This is a genomic window from Rathayibacter sp. AY1A7 (assembly GCF_002930845.1).
Lineage (GTDB): Bacteria > Actinomycetota > Actinomycetes > Actinomycetales > Microbacteriaceae > Rathayibacter.
The window spans coordinates 15,609-35,833 of the sequence record NZ_PSTL01000013.1; the positions used below are offsets into that span (position 1 = coordinate 15,609).

The following is a 20,225-nucleotide window of genomic DNA, read 5'->3' on the forward strand; positions in this document are numbered from 1 at the left end:
GCCGCTACTCGTACTCTGCGTTGAGCTCGTCGAAGTCGTTCGTGATGATCGACAGCGGGGTGTACGGCGTGATGAGGAGGAGCGCCGGGTTCGCGCGACCCTCGCCGTAGTTGACGGTCAGCCACTGCGGGGTCGGGGAGGCCAGGGCGGCCTCGACCTCGGCGCGAAACTCGTCGAGGCTCCTGTTGTTGACGGTGTAGGCGGTGCCGTTGTAGATCAGGTCGATGCGCTTCACAGCTGGTCGCCCTTCGCCGGGGGACGCACCGGTTCGGCGGGTTCCGAGATCACGTACAGCCCGCCCGCGGAGTTCGCGAGGTCGGTGAGCGCGGAGATCCAGGCGGGGTTGATGCGGGGCATCCGGCCGCCGAAGTACTTGTAGCGGAGCGCGTGGGAGGGGTGGATCCAGATCGCGCTGCGGCCGTCGCCCATGCTGTGGTCGTCGCGCCAGCTGAGCAGGAACGACTCGTTGCGGCGCAGCTTCGCGGTGATGACGATCTGCAGGTGCGCGAGCACGCGGTCCTCGAAGTCGATCTCGACGGTCCCGTCGTAGTGCAGCTTCCCCATCGGCGTCTCCAGCCCCTGATCTCCGGCCGGCAGGCGCCCGCCGTTGCCACCACCCTTCCGCAGACCGGAGGGATCCGACAACCCGGCCTGCCATTCTCTGCTCGATCTGTCCAGGTCTTCCGTCAGCGGCGGTCCTCTGTTAAGTTCCTCCCTCCACGCAGCCGGCGCTGCCGAGCATGGACGGCATGAAGCACATCCTCTTCGCCGACAAGACGATCCTCGTGGGGGACGAGGCGGCCGACGCGCTCGTCGAGTACGCCGTCGCCCTCGCCGCGAAAGGCGCGGCCGACACCGTCGAGTACACGGGGATCGGCGCGGACGGCGGGACGGTCGACGCCACCTTCCTCGTGAACGCCGCGGCCGCCCTCATCGTCGAGACCACGCCGAGCGACCTGCCCGAGCCGGACAACGCGGCGGAGGTGGTACGGCTGCGCGAGCGGATCGACGCGCTCACCGGCGAGCATCCCGTGCAGCCCGGCGACGGCGAGCTGACCAGTGGTGCCGACTACGAGGACTCCTACGAGCAGTGAGTGGTTCCCCGTGGTGCGGACCCGGATGCGACCGGCGTCCGCTACCACTGCGAGGCTCCGCAGTGAACCCCCTGATCGGCTGAGGGGAGGCGGACGTACCGTGGCCCTGCGGGTCGCCGACGACACGATCACCGGTCGACCGCTACGGGCACGGCCGCGGGTCGGCCGGGGAGGACGGACACCATGACCGGAGACCATCCCTTCTGGGTGCGCCTCGCGCGCAAGGAGCCGCAGTGCGCCATCGTGCGCGGCCGGGTCTTCGAGATCGGCGCCCCCGACGAGCGGGACGGCGCCTTCCTCCTCACGGTCTGGGAGAAGGGGCGGCCCGTCGGGCACGTCCTGAACGTGGATCCGCCCGCCTACAAGCCGTGCGGACCCGGGCACCCGGTCGAGCCGCAGCGGGTCGACGGGGTCGAGGAGCTGCTCGAGCTCCTGGTGCCCCAGCGCACCCGGCTCGCGGCGCACGGCTGACGCCGCTCCCGTCCGCGGGGGCCGCCCGAGTCCTGTGCACCGGGAGCGGGGCGAGCGCTGAGCACCCGCCGGCGGACGCCCGGGACGGGGGAGTCGTGCGGCCGGGCGGCGGCTGGCATCCTGACCTCGGTGCGACGAGCGCGCCCGCGAGGGGGAGCCCGATGAGCACCACCGAGGACGTCGACGACGGGACCGCCGAGTTCGGGTACCGCCCCTCCCTCACCCGCGGGATCGGCCGCTTCGGCAGCTTCGCCGCGGGCGTGAGCTACATCTCGATCCTGACCGGCACGTTCCAGCTCTTCTCCTTCGGCTTCGCGCTCGGCGGTCCCGCCTACTGGTGGTCCTGGCCGATCGTGTTCACCGGGCAGCTCATGGTCGCGCTGTGCTTCGCCGAGCTCGCCGCCCGCTACCCGGTCGCCGGCTCCGTCTACAACTGGAGCAAGCGCCTCGCCGGGCCGACGGTGAGCTGGATGGCGGGCTGGCTGATGGCCACCGCGTCCGTGGTCACGCTCGCGGCCGTCGTGCTGGCGTACCAGGCGACGCTCCCGCAGATCTGGAGCGGATTCCAGCTCGGCGGCTCCGCGGGGGTGAGCGCGGTGGTCTGGGGAGCGCTGCTGATCGCGTTCACCACCGCGGTCAACGCGCGCGGCGTGCGGCTGATGGCCCGGATCAACAGCGTCGGCGTGCTGATCGAGCTCGTCGCGGCGGTGCTGCTGGTGGCGGTGCTCGCGGTGAACGTGGTGCATCCGCCGACCGTGCTGCTCGACACCAGCGGCTACGGCGGGAGCACGCCGGGCGGGTACGCCGGCGCGTTCCTCATCGCCGCGATCGCGTCGGCGTACGTGATGTACGGGTTCGACACCGCGGGTTCGCTCGGCGAGGAGACGGTCGATCCGCGCCGGACCGCGCCGACGGCGATCCTGCGGGCGGTGACCGCCTCCTTCGTCCTCGGCGGCCTCATCCTGCTGCTGGGGATCCTCTCGGCGCCCGACCTCGCCGACCCGGCGCTCGGGCAGGCGTCGGGCGGGCTGCAGCGGATCGTGCTGCAGGTGCTCGGCGGCCCCCTCGGATCGGTCCTCCTGCTCTGCGTGGTCGTCGCGATCACGGTGTGCGCGCTGGCGGTGCACACGGCGGCCATCCGACTGATCTTCGCGATGGCCCGCGACAACGCCCTGCCCGGCAGCCGCGTGCTCGCCCGCGTCGACCCGCGGCGCGGGACACCGGTGGCGCCGGCGCTGGTCGTCGGGGTGCTCGCGGTGCTGATCCTGGTTGTGAACATCGGGACGCCGGCGATCTTCACGGCCGTGACGAGCGTGGCGGTCATCCTTATCTACCTCGCCTACCTGCTGGTGACGGTGCCGCTGCTGATCGCCCGGCTCCGCGGCCGGTGGCCCGCAGCCGCGCCCGGGCGCTTCTCGCTCGGCCGCGCGGGCCTGCCGGTGAACGTCGTCGCGGTGCTCTGGGGCGCGGCGATGACGATCGACCTCGCGTGGCCGCGCGTCGAGGTCTACGGGGAGGAGCTGCGCTGGAGCGCGGTCGTCGTGATCGCCGCGGTCGTCGGGATCGGCCTGGCCTGGTTCCTCCTCCGCGGCCGGCACCGCCTCGGCACCCTTCCCGCGCACGCGCTCCCCTCGACGCCGCCGCAGGGCTGAGTCGCACGAGAAGGCCCGTTCTCGAGGGGGCAGGACGATCCTTTCCGGGCGACTCGGCGGCGGCACCGGGAGGAGGATGGGGGAGCGGGTGCTCGGCCGAGCGCCGCGGGAAGGAGCGCGCGTGCGGAACCGCCTGGCGACTCCGTCCCTGCTCGCGCACGCCGTGCTCATCCAGGCCGTCGCGTTCCTGCTCCGGCCGACCGCCGTCTACCAGGCGATCCGGCTCGACGTGCCGGCCTGGGCGCTCGGGGCGCTCGGCGCCTCGTTCGCGCTGGTGCCGCTGCTGATCGCGCTGCCGGTGGGCGGGCTGGTCGACCGGGTCGGCGCCCGGGCCGTGATGGCCGTCGGCTCGCTCGTCGCAGTGGGAGCGGCCGCGGTGCTGCTCCTGGCGGGCGGGAGCGTCGCGGGGCTGCTCCTCGGCATCGCCCTGCTCGGCGCGGGGCACCTGGGCTGCGTGGTCGGGCAGCAGACCGTCGTCGCGGGCGGCAGCGGAGGCACGCGGCTCGACAGCCGCTTCGGCTACTACACGTTCGCCGCGTCGCTCGGGCAGGCGATCGGGCCCGCGTTCATCCCGGTGCTCGCGGGCGGCTCGGTGCGGCCCGACCCGGCGCCGCTGTTCCTCGTGGGCGGGATCCTCGCGGTGCTGCTGCTGATCTCGACGGCGGGGATCCGCAGCCCGTCCCCGCGCGGACCCGCGGCGGAGGGGGCGGCGGGTCCGGGCTCGACGCTCGGTCTCCTCCGGGTGCCGGGCCTCGCGCGCGCCCTGCTGACCAGTGCGACCGTCGTCGCCGCCGTCGACCTGACCGTCGTCTACCTCCCCGCCCTCGGCGCCGAGCGCGGGCTCCCGGCCGGCGTCGTCGGAGCCCTGCTCACCGTGCGCGCGCTCGCGTCGATGGCCTCGCGGCTCCTCCTCGGCGCGGCCACCGCCCGGCTCGGGCGCACCCGGGTGATGGTGGGCGGCATCCTGATCTCGGCGCTCTGCCTGGTGCTCGTCGCCCTGCCCGCGCCGACCGTGCTCCTCTTCGTCGCGGTCGCCGCCCTCGGCCTGGGCCTCGGGATCGGCCAGCCCATCACGATGTCGTGGCTGATCGAGCGGACCCCCGCCGACCGCCACGGCCGCGCCCTCGCGCTGCGCCTAGCCGGGAACCGCCTCGGGCTGATCGCCCTGCCCAGCCTCCTCGGCGTCCTCGCGGCGGCGGCCGGAGCGGGCGGTGTCCTCATCGGCACCGGTGCCGCGGTCGGCGCGACCCTCCTCCTGCTGCGCGGGGTGCGCCTGGACTGAGGTGCCCGGGGGCGCAGCGGATCGCCGGCGCGCGCCGCGTTCCCGGGCATCTCCGTGGGAAGACCGGAGGATCAGCTGCCCGGCTCCTCCACGCGGACGTCCTCGGCGGCCTTGTCGGCGCGCCAGCCGCGCCAGACCGGCTGGCGGAGGGTGCCGGAGGCGGTGCGCTCGCGGTAGCGGACCTCGCCGACCAGGACGGGCGACACCCAGTGCACGCCGCGCGACTCGAGCGGAGGGACGGAGACGGCGGGCTCCTCGGTGGCGTGCTCGGCCAGGCGGTCGACCAGTCCGCGGCGCTCGCGGTCACTGAAGCCGGTGCCCACACGGCCCGAGTACGCGAGCCCGTCCTCGCCGGGGATCGCGGTCAGCAGCGCCCCGACCGACCCCTGCAGGCCGCCCTCGCCCTCGCGCCAGCCCACGATCACGACCTCCTGCAGCCGGTGGTGGGTGAGCTTGATCCAGTCGCGCGAGCGGCTGCCCTCCTGGTAGCGCGAGTCGCGGCGCTTGGCGACCACGCCCTCGAGGCCGAGGGTGCGGCTGGTGGCCATCGCCTCCTCCAGGTCGCCGTCGAACACGGACGGGACGTGCACGCGCTCGTTCTCGGCGACGAGCTCGACCAGTGCCGAGCGACGGGTGTCGTAATCGCACCCGGTCAGGTCCTCTCCTGCGCGCTCGAGCAGGTCGAAGACCATCAGGTGCACCGGAGTGGACCGGGCGGCCGCCTCGATCTCGCGCGGCTTCGTCAGCCCGCCGCGGGTCTGCAGGGCGCCGAAGTCGGGGCGCCCGCGAGCGTCGAGGGCGACGATCTCGCCGTCGAGCACGGCGTCGGCGGCGGCCTCGGCGAGCGGGGCGAGCAGGTCGGGGAACGCCGCGGTCAGGTCGTTGCCGTTGCGGCTCGTGAGGGTCGCGGTGCCGCCCTGCACCCGCACGAGAGCGCGGTAGCCGTCCCACTTCATCTCGATCGCGGCCCCGGGGTCCACGTCGCCGCGGCGTCCGGCCGTGGCGAGCATGGGGCGGTGGCGGCGCGGAGCGGAGTCCTCGGCCGGGCGGTCGGCGGAGGGTGCGGGGCGGGGAGCGGGCGACGCGGCGGACGCGGCCGCCCGGCCCCGTCGCTGCGTCCCGTGCCCGTGAGCGGGACCCGGCGCCATCAGGTGCAGGAGCCAGTTCTTCTCGGCGCCCTCCCTCGAGCCCGTGTGCAGCAGGGCGTAGCGACGGGGCTCGCCGCCGAGCCCGCCGTCGGGGCGGCCGGTCAGCACCGCGATCACCTCCTTCCCCTCGCGCCACTTCTCGAGCGCGTAGGTGCCCTCGTCCCAGATGCGCACCTCGCCGCCGCCGTACTCGCCGACCGGGATCGTGCCCTCGAAGGTCGCGTACTCGAGGGGGTGGTCCTCGGTCTGCACCGCGAGCCGGTTCGGGTCACCCTCCAGCGGCGGGCCCTTCGGCACCGCCCAGCTGACCAGGACGCCGTCGTGCTCGAGCCGGAAGTCGTAGTGCAGGCGCCGCGCGTGGTGCTCCTGGATGACGAAGGAGTCGCCCGAGGAGGTGCCCGCGGACGCCGCCTCAGGCACCGGCTCCGGCGTCTTCGACGCGTCGCGCATGCTGCGGTAGGTCGCCAAGCGGTCGGAGGAGGCGTCCGTCGCGGCGAAGCCCGCCATCCGCTCCGGGGTCGGCTCGAGCCCGGCACCCCGGGCGGCGAGCAGCGGGCGGAGGAGGTCGCCGTCGCTCCGCAGCCGCTCCACCACCTCGTCGGGCGACAAATGGCGCAGGTTGTCGGCACCCAGCTCCTCCCACGTGCGGGGCGCGGCAGCGGCCGGCCGGAGGCGCCCCCGGAGGGAGTAGGGGGCGATGGTCGTCTTCGCCGCGCTGTTCTGGCTCCAGTCGACGAGGACCTTGCCCTCGCGCAGGGTCTTCTTCATGTCCGAGACGACGAGGTCGCGGTGGTCCGACTCGAGAGCGCGCGCCAGCTCGTGCGCGACCGCCGAGATCTGGTCGCTGGAGGCGGAGGCGTCCAGCGGGCAGTAGAGGTGGATCCCCTTGCTCCCGCTGGTCACCGGCAGCGGAGCCAGCCCCATCCCCTCCAGCAGGTCGCGGGCGAGGAACGCGACCTCGGCGCACTCGGCGAGGCCCGCCCCCTCGCCCGGGTCGAGGTCGAGCACGAGACGGTCGGGCGGACGGCGCTCGCCGTCGGAGCCCACCCGCCACTGCGGGACGTGCAGCTCGAGCGCCGCCTGCTGCGCCAGCCAGGTGAGCCCGGCGACGTCGTCGACCAGCGGGTACTCGACGTCGCGCGACGAGTGCGCGAGCCGGGTCCGGCTCAGCCAGTAGGGGGCGGAGGAGGGGAGATTCTTCTCGAAGAAGACCTCGCCCGGATGCTCGGCGGTGCCCACTCCGTCGACCCAGCGCTTCCGGGTGACCGGGCGGCGCGCGAGATGGGGCAGCATCGCGGAGGCGACGGAGGCGTAGTAGGAGAGCACGTCGGCCTTGGTGAAGCCCGTCTCCGGGTAGACGACCTTGTCGAGGTTCGTCAGCCGCAGCCTCCGCCCGCCGACCGAGACGATCTGCTGCGAGGCGGCCATCCCCCCATGGTGGAGGCAGGTGCGCGCCGAGGGAACCCCGGACCGTCGCGGGAACCCGCAGCGAGCCGCCTCCACGACTCGGGGTTCCCTCGGCGGCGGGGAGTAGCGTCGACGCACCACGTCCGAAGGAGCCCTCCGTGCCCGACACGATCGCCGACATCCCCCTCACCACGATCGACGGCACCACGTCGACCCTCGCCGACTACCCGCCCGTGCGGCTGATCGTCAACGTCGCCTCCCGCTGCGGCCTCGCCCCGCAGTACGAGAAGCTCGAGGCCCTTCAGAAGAGCTACGGGGAGCGCGGATTCACGGTCCTCGGCTTCCCGAGCAACCAGTTCCTCCAGGAGCTGAGCGACGAGGACAAGATCAAGGCGTACTGCTCGACGACCTGGGGGGGTCACCTTCCCGATGTTCGAGAAGGTCCGGGTCAACGGCCGCTCGGCGCACCCGCTCTACGCGGAGCTCACCAAGGCGGAGGACGAGAACGGCAAGGCCGGCCGGGTGAAGTGGAACTTCGAGAAGTTCCTGATCACGGCCGACGGCACGGTCCACCGGTTCCGCCCGACGGTCGAGCCCGACGACCCGCGGATCGTCGACCTGATCGAGGCGTCGCTCCCCGCCTGATCCCGCTCAGCGGCGGGCGCGGGGCGGAGCACGCCGCCCGTCGCGGCTCAGCGGTCGCGGAGCCCCAGGGCCGAGCGGGCGTCCGCGGGCTCGACGCCCTCGGGGCAGACGATGTCCGAGACGTCGAACGGCGTCGCGCGCGAGAACGGGATCATCTCGATCCCGTCGACGTGGCGCAGCAGCACGAGGCCGCCCTCGCCCTCGCGCAGGCTCCGGCGCACCTGGCGCAGGAAGATGCCGGCCATGTCGAGCTCGACGACGAAGGAGCGGCCGCTCACGTCGATCCGGCAGCCGATGACCGGCTGGGAGCCGACGGAGACGGAGTCCGGCACGCGGCGCGGCTCGATCGGCTGCTCCTTGCGGAGCGTCCGCACCGGGGTGAGGGTGGGCAGGCCGGTCGCTCGCGCGGTGTCCGTCATGGTCGTCTCCGTCCGTCGACGTCCGCCGATGGTTCCGGGGACGTCTTCTCGACGGTACTTCGCGTCCCCCGCAGAGGGGACGGGGTTGACGGCCGTGCGATCAGGGGGCAGCGGGGCCCAGGAGCGGCGGAGCTCAGGAGCCCTGGCGCTGCTCCTCGGGCTCCGGCAGGACCGAGAGCTCGCCGTGCATGCTGGCGACGCTGAGCATCTGCTCGATCCACGCGCGGTTGAGCTTGGGCTGGTGCGCCTCGGTGAAGCGGAAGTGCAGCGGCACCGACGGGTGCAGCCAGACGGAGCTCCGGCCGTGTCCGGTGGAGGCGTCCTCCATCCACGAGAGCGAGAAGGCTTCGTTGCGGCGCAGCTTCGAGAGGACGGCGACCTTCAGGTGCGCGAGGACGCGCTCCTCGAATTCGATCTCGAGGTTCTGCGGTCCGTAGATGAGCGTGGCCACGGGCCCCCTTCGTTCATCGGGCCGGCCCTGGCGGACGGCTCCTCGGGGGACGGTATCCGCTCGGACCCCGGTGCGGGGAATCGGGCAGGAGACACGCCGGACCCCCATTGACAGTCCCGCGGACGGGACGTAGCACTGCCGGGCGTGCTGGGCGCCACGTTAGCCGACGCATGTAGCGAGAGTCGATGCTCCGTCGCGGATCTCCCGTCGGCCGGGGCCGGCCCGGGAGCGAGCGCGGGCACCTCCAGCTGCCGGCCGCGCCGCTCAGGATCCCGTCACGGCCCGGCCGGCGCGTCCCACCCCTCCTGCGGAGTCGCGCAGGTGCCGCGGAAGACGTACTGCGACGGAAGCTTCCGCTGGTGCGAGGACCAGTCGATCGCCGGCCGCCGCTGCTCCGGAGGCAGGTAGCCGAGCCGGTACACCGCCATCAGCTCCAGCTCGTCGGGCACGGCGAGCAGCGACTCGATCCGCGCCCACGCTCCCGGCACCTCCATCGGGAACGACACGAACTGGATCCCCATCCCCAGCTCGACCGTGCTCAGCCAGACGTTCTCCATCGCGGCGCCCATGCTGAACACCGAGTAGAAGGAGGAGAGCTCGCCCGGCCGGTACTCGGAGCGGTCGAGCATCACCCCGAGCAGCAGCGGCGATCCCGCGACGAGCCGGCGGTTCTCCTCACCGAGCGTCTGCGGGACGCGGAGGGAGTTCATCAGGAACTGCCCGCGCTTCGTGAAGACCTGCTTCGTGAAGGGGCGGAGCGGAGCCGGCAGCTTGTCGAACAGCATCCCGTCGCGCCGCTGCTCCATCTCCTCGCTGCTGAAGCGGAAGTAGGGCTTGTAGCGCTCGAAGAACGTGCCGTTCGACATCGCGGTGGTCATGCTCTCGCCGCTGATCGCGGCGATCCGGTCGATCGTCTCGCGCTCCTCGACGAGCACGAACCGCCACGGCTGGCTGTTGAGCTGCGAGGGCGCCCGGCCGGCCACCTCCATCAGGAGCCGCTGGTGCTCCTCGGAGACGGGGTCGGGCAGGAACGCGCCGTTGGTGGTCTTCCGGCGCCGGACGACATCGAGGAACTCCATGCCTCGATCCTGCCCCGATCGATCGCGCAGAGGGGGGAGCGGCGGCGGCCCGGGGCGCGCGCGGTAGCATCGAGGGTCCTGTGCAGGCTCGAGGGAAGCGGTGGAACGGTGAAGACGAGGGTCATCTTCTACCTTCTCGGAGGTGTGTTCGTGCTCGGCGCGGGCATCAACTCGGTCGTGGGCAGCGGCTTCTCGGTGCCGAACCTGCTGACGATGCTCTGCGGCGCGCTGATCCTCGCGATCGCCGGCTGGCAGGCGCTGCGCTCGTACCGCTCCGACCCCGACCGCGACGTCGAGCCCCCGCGCTAGAAGCCGGGGCGCGTCAGCGCAGGGCTGACCCGGCCCTGAGACGCTGGAGCACGCCTCGGCGGCGCGCCGGCCGCCGCGTCCGCCCGAGAGCGGCGAGCACGAACGGAGCCGCCGCCAGCGCGATCGCCGGGTGCCGGCGTCCGTGCGTCCCCGCGAAGGGGATCACCGCCAGCGGGACGGCGGCGGGAGCCAGCGCGGACGCGGCGCGGGTGTCCGACCGTCGCAGCGTCGCCCAGGCCAGAGCGGTGAGCGTCGACGTGCAGATGTAGAGCGCGTGATGGATCCAGTGCCAGCGGCCCGTGCGGAGAGCGCCGGTGGCGACGGCGGTGCCGAGGGCGCAGTTGGCGGAGTAGCTGACAGCGGCGGCGCCCAGCCAGAGCGGACCGGAAGCGCTCGCCCTCCGCCGCGTCCTCACACCTCGCCCCGCGCGAGCAGCAGCCGGTAGGGCGCCGCGCGCTCGACCCGCCACCCCTCGGGCGCCACAGCCCGCAGCTCGGCGGCGGTGAAGCTGCGCCGCACCGACAGCGACCCGTCGTAGTGGAGGAACGAGCCGGCCGCGATCGGTCGTGTGGCCAGCAGGTAGGCCGTGTAGGCCAGCCGCGAGCGCTCGATGTCGTTGTGGAGGGCGCGCGGGGCCAGGCGCTCGCTGTCGGCGAGCAGGTCGGCGAGCGACTCCGGCGACAGGTGGTGCAGCACGTGGTTGGAGGTCACCAGGTCGAAGTGCTCGCCCTCGGCGACCAGGTCGGCGCTGCTCGCGCGGCGGAACTCGACTCCGGGCGGCGCGGGCGTCGACGTGGCGAAGGCGGAGGCGCGCTCGTCCGGATCGACGGCGGTGATCGCCAGGCGGAGGCCGTCCTCGTGGGCCCAGCCGGCGAGGGAGCGGGCGACGTCGCCGCCTCCCGATCCGATGTCGAGCAGGCGGAACGGCTCGTCGGGCCGCAGCAGCGGACGCAGGCGCGAGCGGTAGAGGACGCGCCACCCCGAGACCAGCCGGTTCACGGTGCCGAAGCGGGCGTAGGTGGCGTCGAGCAGGGTCTGGTCGCAGTCCGGGTCGTCCATCAGCTCCTGCTCGGAGACCTCGCGGTGGCGCAGATCCGGCGCGAGAGGGGCGCGCGGAGTCACTCCCCGCCCCGCTTGGTGAGCAGCGCGAGCTCGACGGTGAGGCCGGGCCCGAACGCCATCGCGCCGATCCGCTCGCCGTCGGCCGCCTCGCCGTGCAGCAGGCGCCGCAGGATGAAGAGGACGGTCGCGCTCGACATGTTGCCGTTGGTCCGCAGCACCTCGCGCGACGGGGCCAGCTGCTCGTCGCTGAGGGCGAGCGAGGCCTGCACCTTGTCGAGGATGCTGCGGCCGCCGGGGTGGATCGCCCAGCGCCGCACGTCGCTCCGCTCGACCTCGGCGCCGGCCAGCAGCGGGGCAACGGCCGCCTCGATGTTCGCTCCGATGATCGAGGGCACGTAGGTGCTCAGCCGCATCGAGAAGCCGTGGTCGCCGATCGTCCACGCCATCTCGGTCTCGCCCTCGTCGGTGAGCGTCGTGGCGAGCGCGTCGAGCTCGAGCACCGGGGTGCCGGGCGCGGCCTCGCGGGCGGTGACGACGGCCGCCGCTCCGCCGTCGGCGAAGACGGAGGTCGCGACGATCTGCTCCGGGTCGTTGGAGCTGGTGAGGTGGATGGTGCACAGCTCGACCGCGACGACGAGGACGACCGCCTCCGGGTCGGCCTCGCAGAACTGGCGGGCGGCGCGCAGGCCGGGGAAGGCGCCGTAGCAGCCCATGAAGCCGAGGTGGAAGCGCTGCGTCGAGGGCGCGAGGCCGAGGCGGCGGACCAGCTGGTAGTCGGGCCCCGGAGCGTAGAAGCCGGTGCAGGAGACGGTCACCACGTGGGTGACGTCCTCGGCCGTCATCGACGCGGATGCGAGGGCGCGGCGGGCCGCCTCTGTGAAGAGCTCGGGAGCGCGCTCGGTGTAGACGGCGTTGCGCGCGGCGGTCCCCGGATCGAGCACCAGGCCGCTCCCCGCGTCGTAGAAGACGCTCGCGCCCTCCCGCTCGACCCGGTCGAGCTCGTCGACCACCGTGCTGCGGGTGTCGATGCCGGACGCGTCGAAGGCCGCGCCGATCAGGCGGGACCCGAGCCGGGTCATCGCGGGCTGGGACGCGAAGAGGTCGCGCACCTCGGACTGGCGCAGGACCGTGGTCGGCACCGCCGTCTCGATGCTGCGGATGTGCACACTCACCCGCAGGAACCTATCGCGGAATCCTGCGGGTGAGCGGTGCCCTGGAGCGTGATCAGAGGATCGGCTTCCCGCCGGTGACGGCGATCGTCGACCCGCTGATGTAGCTCGCCTCGTCGGAGGCGAGGAGGACGTAGGCGGGGGCCACCTCGGCCGGCTGCCCGGGGCGGCCCAGCGGGACCTGCTCGCCGAACTCGGCGACGGCCTCCTCCGGCATGGTCGAGGGGATGAGCGGCGTCCAGATCGGGCCGGGCGCGACGGAATTGGCGCGGATGCCCTTCTCGCCGAGCGCCTGCGCGAACGAGGCGGTGAGGCTGAGGATCGCCGACTTCGTGGCGGCGTAGGGGAGCAGCTGGTACGACGGCTGGTCGGACTGCACCGAGCTCGTCGCGATGATCGATGCGCCCTCCTTCAGGTGGGGCAGCGCCGACTTCACGAGGTGGAAGTAGGCGCTGATGTTCGTCGCGATCGTGCGGTCCCACTCCTCGTCCGGGATGTCGGTGACGCTCTCGCGGCTCATCTGGAAGGCGGCGTTGCTGACGAGCACCTCGAGGTGGCCGAAGCGCTCGACGGTCTCGGTGACGACGGCGCGGCAGTGCGCCGGGTCCTGCAGGTCGCCGGGGAGGAGCAGCGCCTCGCGGCCGGCCTCCCGGACCCACTTGGCGGTGTCCTCGGCGTCGTCGTGCTCGTCGAGGTACGAGATCGCCACGTCGGCGCCCTCGCGCGCGAACGCGATCGCGACGGCCTTGCCGATGCCGCTGTCGCCGCCCGTGATGAGGGCGACCTTGCCGCTGAGGCGGCCGGTGCCGCGGTAGGTGGTCTCGCCGTGGTCGGCCTTCGGCGTCAGCTCGGCCTCGGTGCCGGGCGGTGTCTGCTCGGGGGATTCCGGAGTCATGACTCTCCCTCTCGTGTCGTCGGTCGGTCCCTCCATGCAAGCGGGTGGGAGGGAGGGGGCGCAGGGGGTTGACGCCCGGACCGCTCCGTCGTGTCGTCAAGCCCGCGACACCGAGGGCTCCCTGGGTCTTGACTGAGCGTGTCGCCCTTCTTCGGGGCGCTCGGCCAGGAGGTTCGACATGAGCACGACAGACAGGGATCCGGCTGACGGCGGACTGCCGCGACGGGCAGAGGGCTCGGCGGCGGGCGGCACGGCGCGCATCGACTCCGCGGGGGATACGGGAGCGGCTGCGGCGACGGACCGCTCCGCGACTCCGGACCGTTCCGCCTCCTCGGACCGTTCCGCCTCGACGGACCGCTCCGACTCCGCGCATTCGGCTCCCGAGCACCCCGCGCCCGTCGACCCCGACTCCGCCGAGGCGAAGCAGGCCCGTGCGGCCGCGCGCAAGGACATCCACCAGCGCGAGCGCGACCGCTTCGGCGGCTTCAAGATCGGCTGCGCCTTCTTCGGCTGGCTCGCCGCCACCGGACTCGCCGTCCTCCTGACCGCCCTCGTCACCGCGATCGGGGCCGCCGTCATCGGCACCCAGGACGTCACCGGCGACCTCGCGGCCGACCCCGCCGCGTTCGGCTGGGCGGGCGCGATCGCCCTGCTGGTCATCCTCCTCGTCGCCTACTACTGCGGCGGCTACGTGGCAGGCCGCATGGCCCGCTTCAGCGGAGCGAAGCAGGGCGTCGGAGTGTGGGCCTGGGCGGTCGTCGTCGCGATCGTCGTGGGCATCGTCTCGGCGATCACCGGCGGCAGCCAGGCGCTCTCCGCGGTGAGCGGCTTCCCGACGATCCCCCTGGACGCCGGCGACGCCACGGCCGCGGCGGTCGTGACGGCGCTCGCCGCCCTGGTCGTCGCGCTGGTCGGCGCCGTGCTCGGCGGTCTCGCCGGCATGCGCTTCCACCGCCGCGTCGACCGCGAGGGCCTCTCCGGCCTCTCCGTCTGACGCTCCCGTCCCTCCTCCCTCCGCGAGACGCCGCTCCGGTACGCCACGCACGCCGTGCCGCGCACCGGAGTGGCAGCTCGCGGAGGGGAGGTAGGGTCCTTCGCGTGACGGGGGAGCGAGGGACGCGGCTGGCGGGCGAGCTGCGGGAGTGGGACGCGGGCGCGCTCGCGGACCTGCGGGACGAGTACCTGGCGTTCCTCGAGCAGCGCGGCGAGTCGGCGCTCGAGCGCGACGGCGGATCCGAGCACGTCACGGCGAGCTGCTTCGTGCTCTCGCCGAATCTGGCGCAGGTGCTGCTCTGCTTCCACCGCAAGGGCCGGTTCTGGGTGCAGCTCGGCGGTCATGTCGAGCCCGGCGACGACTCCACGGCCGACGCGGCCCTCCGCGAGGCGCGGGAGGAGAGCGGAGCTGCACGGCTGCAGCCGCTCGGCGTCCTGCCCCTCGACCTCGACCGGCACGCGCTCGGCGACGGCTTCGGCCGCTGCTCCCGACACTGGGACGTGGGCTACGGCGCGATCGCCGACCCGGACGCTCCCGTGACGGTCAGCGACGAGAGCGACGACGTGGCCTGGTGGCCGGTCGACGCGCTGCCCGCCGAGGTGCCGCCGGGGTTCGCCGAGCGGCTGGCCGGGGCGCTCGCCGCGGCGCGGCTGCTCCGCGGTGCGGGGTCGCTCGGCGGCTGATCGAGACCCGCCTCCACTCACCTCGCATACCGGCAGCGCGCCTGCGACGAGTCCTCCCCGTGACTCCGGCGCCGTGCGGCACGATGGGGCGATGAGCAGCACCGCTGACCCCGTCGTCGTCCTCGCCGGTGCGAGCGGATTCCTCGGGACGGACCTCACCCGCCGCTTCACGGCAGACGGCTGGACGGTGCGGAGGATCGGCCGCTCCGGGCCGGACGCGCGCTGGGGCGACACCGCCGGCATCACCCGGGTCCTCGACGGTGCGCGCCTCCTGGTGAACCTGGCCGGCAAGAGCGTCGACTGCCGGTACACCGCGGCGAACCGCGCCGAGATCCTCCGCTCGCGCGTGGCGACCACCGCGGAGCTGCACCGCGCGGTCGCGGCGGCCGCGACTCCTCCGCCGGTCTGGATGAACGCGAGCACGGCCACGATCTACCGGCACGAGGAGGAGCGGGCGAACACCGAGGACGAGGGCGTGCTCGGCGAGGGCTTCTCGGTCGACGTGGCGCGGGCGTGGGAGTCGGAGTTCTTCGCCGGGGAGACGCCCGGCGTGCGGCGCGTGGCGCTGCGGATGTCCATCGTGCTCGGAGACGGTCCGGCGACGGCGATCCTGCTGCGGCTGGCGCGGCTCGGCCTCGGCGGTCCGCAGTTCGACGGGCCGTGGCCCTCGACGCGCGCGCGCCGCGAGGCCGGTGTGCACCACGAGCACCGGCGCACCCGCGGCCGTCAGCACTTCAGCTGGATCCACGTGGAGGACGTCCACCGGTCGATCCGCTTCCTCGAGGAGTCGACCCTCGACGGGCCGGTGAACCTCGCGTCGCCGAATCCGAGCGACAACACCGAGCTCTCCCGGCTGCTCCGCGCCGCCGTCGGCCGCCGGATCGGCGTGCCGGCTCCGCGCTTCGTCCTCGAGCCCGCGACGCTCCTGCTCCGCACCGAGTCCGAGCTCCTGCTCAAGTCCCGCTGGGTCGTGCCCGCCCGCCTCGAGGACGCCGGCTTCACCTTCGCGCACCCCCACCTCGCCGAGGCCCTCCGCACCCTGGCCTGACCCGCCCCCCGCGAGGCGACCGACCTCCGCCGCGAGCCCGTGTCGCGGAGGTCCGAGTCCGAGTGCGGATCCACCCCACCCCGGCCACCCTCGAGGCGTCGACCGGAACGCGTGCCGAGCGTTCTGGACGCGCCGACCGCGCCCCGCTCTCCGAGTACCCGGCCGGTCTCTGAGTCGACCGCGCCACGCCGCGCGGGGAGCGGCGTGGCCGACATCACGCTGAGGTCGCTCTACTTCGCGACCTTCGCCGCGATGTCGCTCCGATACAGCCCGCCGTCGAGGTGGATCAGGTCGAGCGCGCGGTACGCCCGCTCCCGCGCCTCGGCGAAGTCGGCACCGCGTGCGACGACGTTGAGCACGCGGCCGCCGGTGGCGACGAAGCTCCCGTCGACCAGCTGGGTCGCCGCGTGGGCGATGGTGACGCCGGGGACGTCCGCCGCCGCGTCGAGTCCGGTGATGGTCCGTCCGGTGACGGCGTTCTCGGGGTAGCCCTCGCTCGCGAGGACGACGGTGACGGCGACCTCGTCCGTGAACGCGGGCCACGGGACGGAGGCGAGCGCGCCGGTGGCCGCCGCGTGCAGCAGCGCGGACAGCGGGGAGGCGAGGCGGGGGAGGACGACCTGGGTCTCGGGGTCTCCGAAGCGGGCGTTGAACTCGATCACGCGCAGGCCCGCGTCGGTCACGATGAGGCCGCAGTAGAGGAGTCCGACGAAGGGGGTGCGCTCGCGCTCGAGCTGGCGGATGGTCGGGATGGCGACCGTGTCGATCACCTCGTCGACGAAGGCGCGCTCGCTCTCCCAGCGGTCGGCGAGCCAGGGGAGCGGGGAGTAGGCGCCCATGCCGCCGGTGTTCGGCCCCTCGTCGCCGTCGCTCAGGCGCTTGAAGTCCTGCGCGGGGGAGAGGGGGACGACGTCGTGGCCGTCGGAGAGGAGGAAGAGGGAGACCTCCTGGCCGGCGAGGAACTCCTCGATGAGGACGTCGCCGGACTGCAGCCAGAACTCGGCGTGCGCGATCGCGGCGCTGCGCGACTCCGTCACCAGGACGCCCTTGCCCGCGGCGAGGCCGTCGGCCTTGACGACCGAGGGGAGTCCGTACTCGTCGATGGCGCGGGTGGCGTCGACAAGGGTGGAGACGCGGGTCGCGCGGCCGGTGGGCACGCGGGCCATGTCCATCACGCGCTTCGCGAAGGTCTTCGAGCCCTCGAGTGCGGCGGCGGCCCGGTCGGGGCCGAAGGTGGGGATGCGGCGCTTGCGGAGCGCGTCGGCGACTCCGGCGACCAGGGGCGCCTCGGGGCCGATGACGACGAGCTCGATGCCCTGCTCCACCGCGAAGTCGCTGACCAGCCGGGGGCTGTTCGTGTCGAAGTGGATGACCTCGACGTCGCGCGCGATGCCGGCGTTGCCGGGCGCCGCGATGATCTCGTGGTGCTCCTCCTCCGCGAGGAGAGCCGTGATGATGGCGTGCTCACGGGCACCCGAACCGAGGACGAGGATCTTCACCCTGACAGGATAGGGCGCCCCGCGCCGGGGCTGGTCCCTGTGACGTCCTCCTCCGCAGGGCGGCGCTGCGGACGCCGACACGCCGGGAGGAGCCCCGCGGAGGCCTCCGGGAGCGAGCGGCGGCGGCAGGATGGGTGGATGGCCAAGGGCAGGATCGACGAGGCGAGCGGGCAGTCCGCGGTGCGGGCGGCGCTCGCCGGAGGAGCGGACCGGAACACGACGGCGACGGCGGTGCGGTTCCTCCTGCAGATCATCGAGACGAACGTCCCCGGGCGCAGCGTCGAGGTGCGCGTTCCGCCGTTCGGCGCGGCCCAGTGCGTCGAGGGCCCGGGCCACACCCGCGGGACTCCGCCGAACGTGATCGAGATGGACGCGGCGACCTGGCTGCCGCTCGCGACCGGCTCGCTGCCGTGGAGCGAGGGTCTCGCGAGCGGGCGGATCCACGCCTCCGGAGTGCGCGCGGACCTCACGCCGTTCCTCCCCATCCTGCGCGTCGGCTGAGCGTCGCCGAGTTAACTTCTCGTAAACGCGGCGGCGAGCCGTCGTCAGAACGTTTGACCTGGGCTCCGCCGTCGGGTTGTCTGGGAATAACCCCCTCACGCGGCACGAATCCTCTCCGGATCCACCGCTCGATGCTTGGAGTCCCCTTCACGATGCGCAGTACTTCCCCGGGCCGACGCGGCCTCACCCGACTCCTCTCCGCGACCGCCGTCGGCGCCGTCGCCGGAGCGGCCCTCCTCGGCGCCACGCCCGCCGCGGCGGCCGAGGGCGATGTCGCCATCGACATCCTCTCGATCAACGACTTCCACGGGCGGCTCGCCGCCGACCGCGCCGTCGCCGGAGCCGCCGTGCTCGCCGGTGCCGTCGACTCCTACCGCGCCGCCAACCCGAACACGCTGTTCGTCTCGGCCGGCGACAACATCGGCGCCTCGACCTTCGTGTCGAAGGTGCAGGGCGACATCCCCACGCTCGACTCGCTCAACGCGATGGGCCTCGACGTCAGCACCCTGGGCAACCACGAGTTCGACCAGGGCCGCGCCGACGTCGACGGCCGCGTCGTGGACGCCTCGGCGTTCCCCTACGTGAACGCGAACCTCTACGACACCGCGACCGGCGAGCGCGCCTACTCCCCGTACGTGATCACCGAGCAGGACGGCGTCTCCGTCGCCTTCATCGGCGCGATCACCGAGGACCTCGGCAAGCTCGTCAGCCCCGCCACGATCTCGACGCTCTCCATCGAGCCGATCGCCGAGAACGTCAACGAGGTCGCCGCGCAGCTCCAGGACGGCGACGCCGCCAACGACGAGGCCGACGTGGTCGTCCTGCTCCTGCACGAGGGAGCCGACGCCGACGCGGCCGAGCTGAACACTCCGGAGGCGGACCCCAAGTTCGGCGCGATCGTCAACGCGGTCGCCCCGAACGTCGACGCGATCGTCTCGGGCCACAGCCACCAGGAGTACGACGCGGGCATCGACGCGGGCCGGGCCTTCCCGACCGTCGTGTCGCAGACCGGCAGCTACGCCGAGAACATCGGCCGCATGTCCCTGACCGTCGACCCGGCGACCAAGCAGCTCACCTCGCTCACCAGCGAGGTCGTGCCGCTGACGAAGGTCGTCGACGACCCGACCTCCGACGACCCGGCCAAGACGATCGTCGTCGGCGCCTTCGAGCCCGACCCCGAGGTCGAGACCATCGTCGCCGACGCCCAGGCCGTCGCCGTCCGCGAGGGCAGCGTGAAGGTCGGCACCATCACCGAGGACATCTCGCGCGCCTACCGCCCGGACGGCACCACGACCAACCGCGGCTCGGAGTCGACCCTCGGCAACCTCGTCTCGGACGCCCAGCTGTGGGCCACCCGTGAGCTCGGCACGCAGATCGCCTTCTCGAACGCGGGCGGCCTGCGCGACGACCTGTCCTACACCGCGACTCCGGACCAGCCCGGCGACGCGGACGGCGTGGTCACCTACGCCGAGGCCTCAGACGCCCAGCCCTTCGCGAACACCCTGGTGACCCTGCAGCTGACCGGCGAGCAGATCTCCGACCTGCTCGAGGAGCAGTGGGTGGGCAGCTCCAGCCACCCGCAGCTGAACCTCTCCACCTCGAAGGACCTCACCTACGTCTTCGACGCCACGGCGCCCGAGGGCTCGCGCATCTCGCAGGTGTTCTTCCAGAACGAGCCGATCGACCCGGCCGCGACCTTCACCGTCGTGACCAGCAGCTTCCTCGCGAGCGGCGGCGACGGCTTCAGCACCTTCACCGAGGGCACCGGCACGGCCGACTCCGGCCGCATCGACCTGGACGCCTTCGTCGGCTACATCCAGGACCTCGGCACCGTCAGCCCCGACCCCGTGCAGCGCACGATCGGCCTGACCGACAACGTCCCGGACTCGGGCGAGTACGCGGTCGGCGACACGATGACCGTCGACCTCTCCTCGCTCCTGTTCAGCACCGGAGCCGCGGCCGACACCACCGTGACCGCGAGCGTCGACGGCACCGTCGTCGGCACCGCGACGATCGACCCGACCCGGGCCGTCACCGACGACTCGACCGGTCGCGCCTCGTTCTCGGTCCCGATCGACGAGAGTCTGGCGGGCGGCGCGCACACCGCGACGTTCGTGCTCGACACCACCGGCACCGAGATCAGCGTCGGCTTCGCCGTCGCGGCCGGCGCCGGAGCGGGCACCCCGACTCCCGGACCGACCACGGAGCCGACGCCCGCGCCGACCACGCCGCCCACCACGGGCCCCGCGCCGACGCCGACCACTGCTCCGGTCGCCGGCTCGCACCACCTCGCCGAGACCGGAGTGGACGCGACCCCCGCGTTCGCCGCCGGGATCGCCGCTCTGCTGCTCGGTCTGGGCATGACGGTCGCGCGCCTGCGCCGCCGCACCGCCGCGAAGTAGCCGCACCGCGCGCAC

Annotated in this window: 21 protein-coding genes and 1 pseudogene; 11 read left to right on the forward strand and 11 right to left on the reverse strand. The window is 73.4% G+C overall.

Features of this window, described 5'->3' with window-relative positions:
• Window positions 1-4 precede the first annotated feature (4 nt).
• Window positions 5-235 (reverse strand): hypothetical protein, encoded by a 231-nt coding sequence (locus C5B95_RS11130; protein WP_104247371.1) that lies wholly within the window; start codon window positions 233-235, stop codon window positions 5-7.
• A complete protein-coding gene (locus C5B95_RS11135; protein WP_104223784.1) occupies window positions 232-564 on the reverse strand; it encodes an ATP-dependent DNA ligase in 333 nt (110 codons plus the stop codon). Before C5B95_RS11135 ends, C5B95_RS11130 begins: the two co-directional genes overlap by 4 nt.
• A 185-nt stretch (window positions 565-749) precedes the next feature.
• Here C5B95_RS11135 and C5B95_RS11140 point away from each other — a divergent pair, with 185 nt between their 5' ends.
• The 4 genes from C5B95_RS11140 to C5B95_RS11155 all read left to right on the forward strand — a co-directional run bounded on the left by C5B95_RS11140 (window position 750) and on the right by C5B95_RS11155 (window position 4,499).
• Window positions 750-1,094, forward strand: coding sequence for a hypothetical protein (locus C5B95_RS11140; RefSeq protein WP_146076573.1), 345 nt, complete (start codon window positions 750-752; stop codon window positions 1,092-1,094).
• Between the two features lie 183 nt (window positions 1,095-1,277).
• The gene (locus tag C5B95_RS11145) at window positions 1,278-1,565 is read left to right on the forward strand and encodes a hypothetical protein (protein ID WP_104223782.1); all 288 of its coding nucleotides are present in this window, start codon (window positions 1,278-1,280) and stop codon (window positions 1,563-1,565) included.
• A 161-nt stretch (window positions 1,566-1,726) separates the two neighbouring features.
• Window positions 1,727-3,217: an APC family permease gene (locus tag C5B95_RS11150; protein ID WP_104349185.1), complete on the forward strand. Its 1,491-nt coding sequence runs from the start codon at window positions 1,727-1,729 to the stop codon at window positions 3,215-3,217.
• A 121-nt stretch (window positions 3,218-3,338) separates the two neighbouring features.
• On the forward strand, window positions 3,339-4,499 hold the full coding sequence (locus C5B95_RS11155) for an MFS transporter (protein ID WP_258059953.1): 1,161 nt from the start codon (window positions 3,339-3,341) through the stop codon (window positions 4,497-4,499).
• A gap of 71 nt (window positions 4,500-4,570) precedes the next feature.
• Here C5B95_RS11155 and C5B95_RS11160 read toward each other — a convergent pair whose 3' ends face one another.
• Window positions 4,571-7,075 (reverse strand): ATP-dependent DNA ligase, encoded by a 2,505-nt coding sequence (locus tag C5B95_RS11160; RefSeq protein ID WP_104349187.1) that lies wholly within the window; start codon window positions 7,073-7,075, stop codon window positions 4,571-4,573.
• 137 nt (window positions 7,076-7,212) lie between these two features.
• On the opposite strand from C5B95_RS11160, the pseudogene C5B95_RS11165 reads away from it, so the two are divergent.
• Window positions 7,213-7,699 (forward strand): annotated as a pseudogene (locus C5B95_RS11165) (glutathione peroxidase).
• A gap of 47 nt (window positions 7,700-7,746) precedes the next feature.
• On the opposite strand, the gene C5B95_RS11170 reads toward C5B95_RS11165, so the two are convergent.
• The 3 genes from C5B95_RS11170 to C5B95_RS11180 all read right to left on the reverse strand — a co-directional run bounded on the left by C5B95_RS11170 (window position 7,747) and on the right by C5B95_RS11180 (window position 9,648).
• Entirely contained in the window at window positions 7,747-8,118 is a 372-nt protein-coding gene (locus C5B95_RS11170) for a hypothetical protein (RefSeq protein WP_104223778.1), read from the reverse strand.
• Window positions 8,119-8,251: 133 nt separating this feature from the next.
• Window positions 8,252-8,569 (reverse strand): hypothetical protein, encoded by a 318-nt coding sequence (locus C5B95_RS11175; RefSeq protein ID WP_244229547.1) that lies wholly within the window; start codon window positions 8,567-8,569, stop codon window positions 8,252-8,254.
• A 275-nt stretch (window positions 8,570-8,844) separates the two neighbouring features.
• Window positions 8,845-9,648, reverse strand: a complete 804-nt coding sequence (locus C5B95_RS11180; protein WP_104256039.1) for a nitroreductase family protein — start codon at window positions 9,646-9,648, stop codon at window positions 8,845-8,847.
• Between the two features lie 108 nt (window positions 9,649-9,756).
• Here C5B95_RS11180 and C5B95_RS11185 point away from each other — a divergent pair, with 108 nt between their 5' ends.
• Window positions 9,757-9,957 (forward strand): hypothetical protein, encoded by a 201-nt coding sequence (locus tag C5B95_RS11185; protein WP_104223776.1) that lies wholly within the window; start codon window positions 9,757-9,759, stop codon window positions 9,955-9,957.
• Between the two features lie 13 nt (window positions 9,958-9,970).
• Here C5B95_RS11185 and C5B95_RS11190 read toward each other — a convergent pair whose 3' ends face one another.
• Genes C5B95_RS11190 through C5B95_RS11205 form a run of 4 tightly spaced genes read right to left on the reverse strand, consistent with a single transcriptional unit; the run spans window position 9,971 to window position 13,083 of the window.
• A complete protein-coding gene (locus tag C5B95_RS11190; RefSeq protein ID WP_104223775.1) occupies window positions 9,971-10,372 on the reverse strand; it encodes a hypothetical protein in 402 nt (133 codons plus the stop codon).
• Window positions 10,369-11,079, reverse strand: coding sequence for a class I SAM-dependent methyltransferase (locus tag C5B95_RS11195; protein ID WP_258059955.1), 711 nt, complete (start codon window positions 11,077-11,079; stop codon window positions 10,369-10,371). Before C5B95_RS11195 ends, C5B95_RS11190 begins: the two co-directional genes overlap by 4 nt.
• Window positions 11,076-12,191 carry a type III polyketide synthase gene (locus tag C5B95_RS11200; RefSeq protein WP_104326065.1) on the reverse strand — a complete coding sequence of 372 codons (1,116 nt, stop codon included), beginning with the start codon at window positions 12,189-12,191 and terminating at the stop codon, window positions 11,076-11,078. The genes C5B95_RS11195 and C5B95_RS11200 overlap by 4 nt, the downstream gene beginning before the upstream one ends.
• 52 nt (window positions 12,192-12,243) lie before the next feature.
• Window positions 12,244-13,083: an SDR family oxidoreductase gene (locus tag C5B95_RS11205; protein ID WP_104233826.1), complete on the reverse strand. Its 840-nt coding sequence runs from the start codon at window positions 13,081-13,083 to the stop codon at window positions 12,244-12,246.
• A gap of 178 nt (window positions 13,084-13,261) precedes the next feature.
• On the opposite strand from C5B95_RS11205, the gene C5B95_RS11210 reads away from it, so the two are divergent.
• From C5B95_RS11210 to C5B95_RS11220, 3 genes are all read left to right on the forward strand, one after another.
• Window positions 13,262-14,077: a hypothetical protein gene (locus tag C5B95_RS11210; RefSeq protein ID WP_258059956.1), complete on the forward strand. Its 816-nt coding sequence runs from the start codon at window positions 13,262-13,264 to the stop codon at window positions 14,075-14,077.
• A gap of 104 nt (window positions 14,078-14,181) precedes the next feature.
• Window positions 14,182-14,760 (forward strand): NUDIX hydrolase, encoded by a 579-nt coding sequence (locus tag C5B95_RS11215; protein WP_258059957.1) that lies wholly within the window; start codon window positions 14,182-14,184, stop codon window positions 14,758-14,760.
• Between the two features lie 91 nt (window positions 14,761-14,851).
• A complete protein-coding gene (locus C5B95_RS11220) occupies window positions 14,852-15,808 on the forward strand; it encodes an epimerase (protein WP_104269334.1) in 957 nt (318 codons plus the stop codon).
• A gap of 230 nt (window positions 15,809-16,038) precedes the next feature.
• Here C5B95_RS11220 and purD read toward each other — a convergent pair whose 3' ends face one another.
• Complete coding sequence (gene purD / locus C5B95_RS11225) at window positions 16,039-17,307, reverse strand: phosphoribosylamine--glycine ligase (protein WP_104233829.1); 1,269 nt, start codon at window positions 17,305-17,307, stop codon at window positions 16,039-16,041.
• 138 nt (window positions 17,308-17,445) lie between these two features.
• On the opposite strand from purD, the gene C5B95_RS11230 reads away from it, so the two are divergent.
• Both C5B95_RS11230 and C5B95_RS11235 read left to right on the forward strand, forming a co-directional pair.
• Window positions 17,446-17,808: a sterol carrier family protein gene (locus tag C5B95_RS11230; RefSeq protein WP_104223770.1), complete on the forward strand. Its 363-nt coding sequence runs from the start codon at window positions 17,446-17,448 to the stop codon at window positions 17,806-17,808.
• 152 nt (window positions 17,809-17,960) lie between these two features.
• On the forward strand, window positions 17,961-20,210 hold the full coding sequence (locus C5B95_RS11235) for a bifunctional UDP-sugar hydrolase/5'-nucleotidase (RefSeq protein WP_181065537.1): 2,250 nt from the start codon (window positions 17,961-17,963) through the stop codon (window positions 20,208-20,210).
• Window positions 20,211-20,225 lie beyond the last annotated feature (15 nt).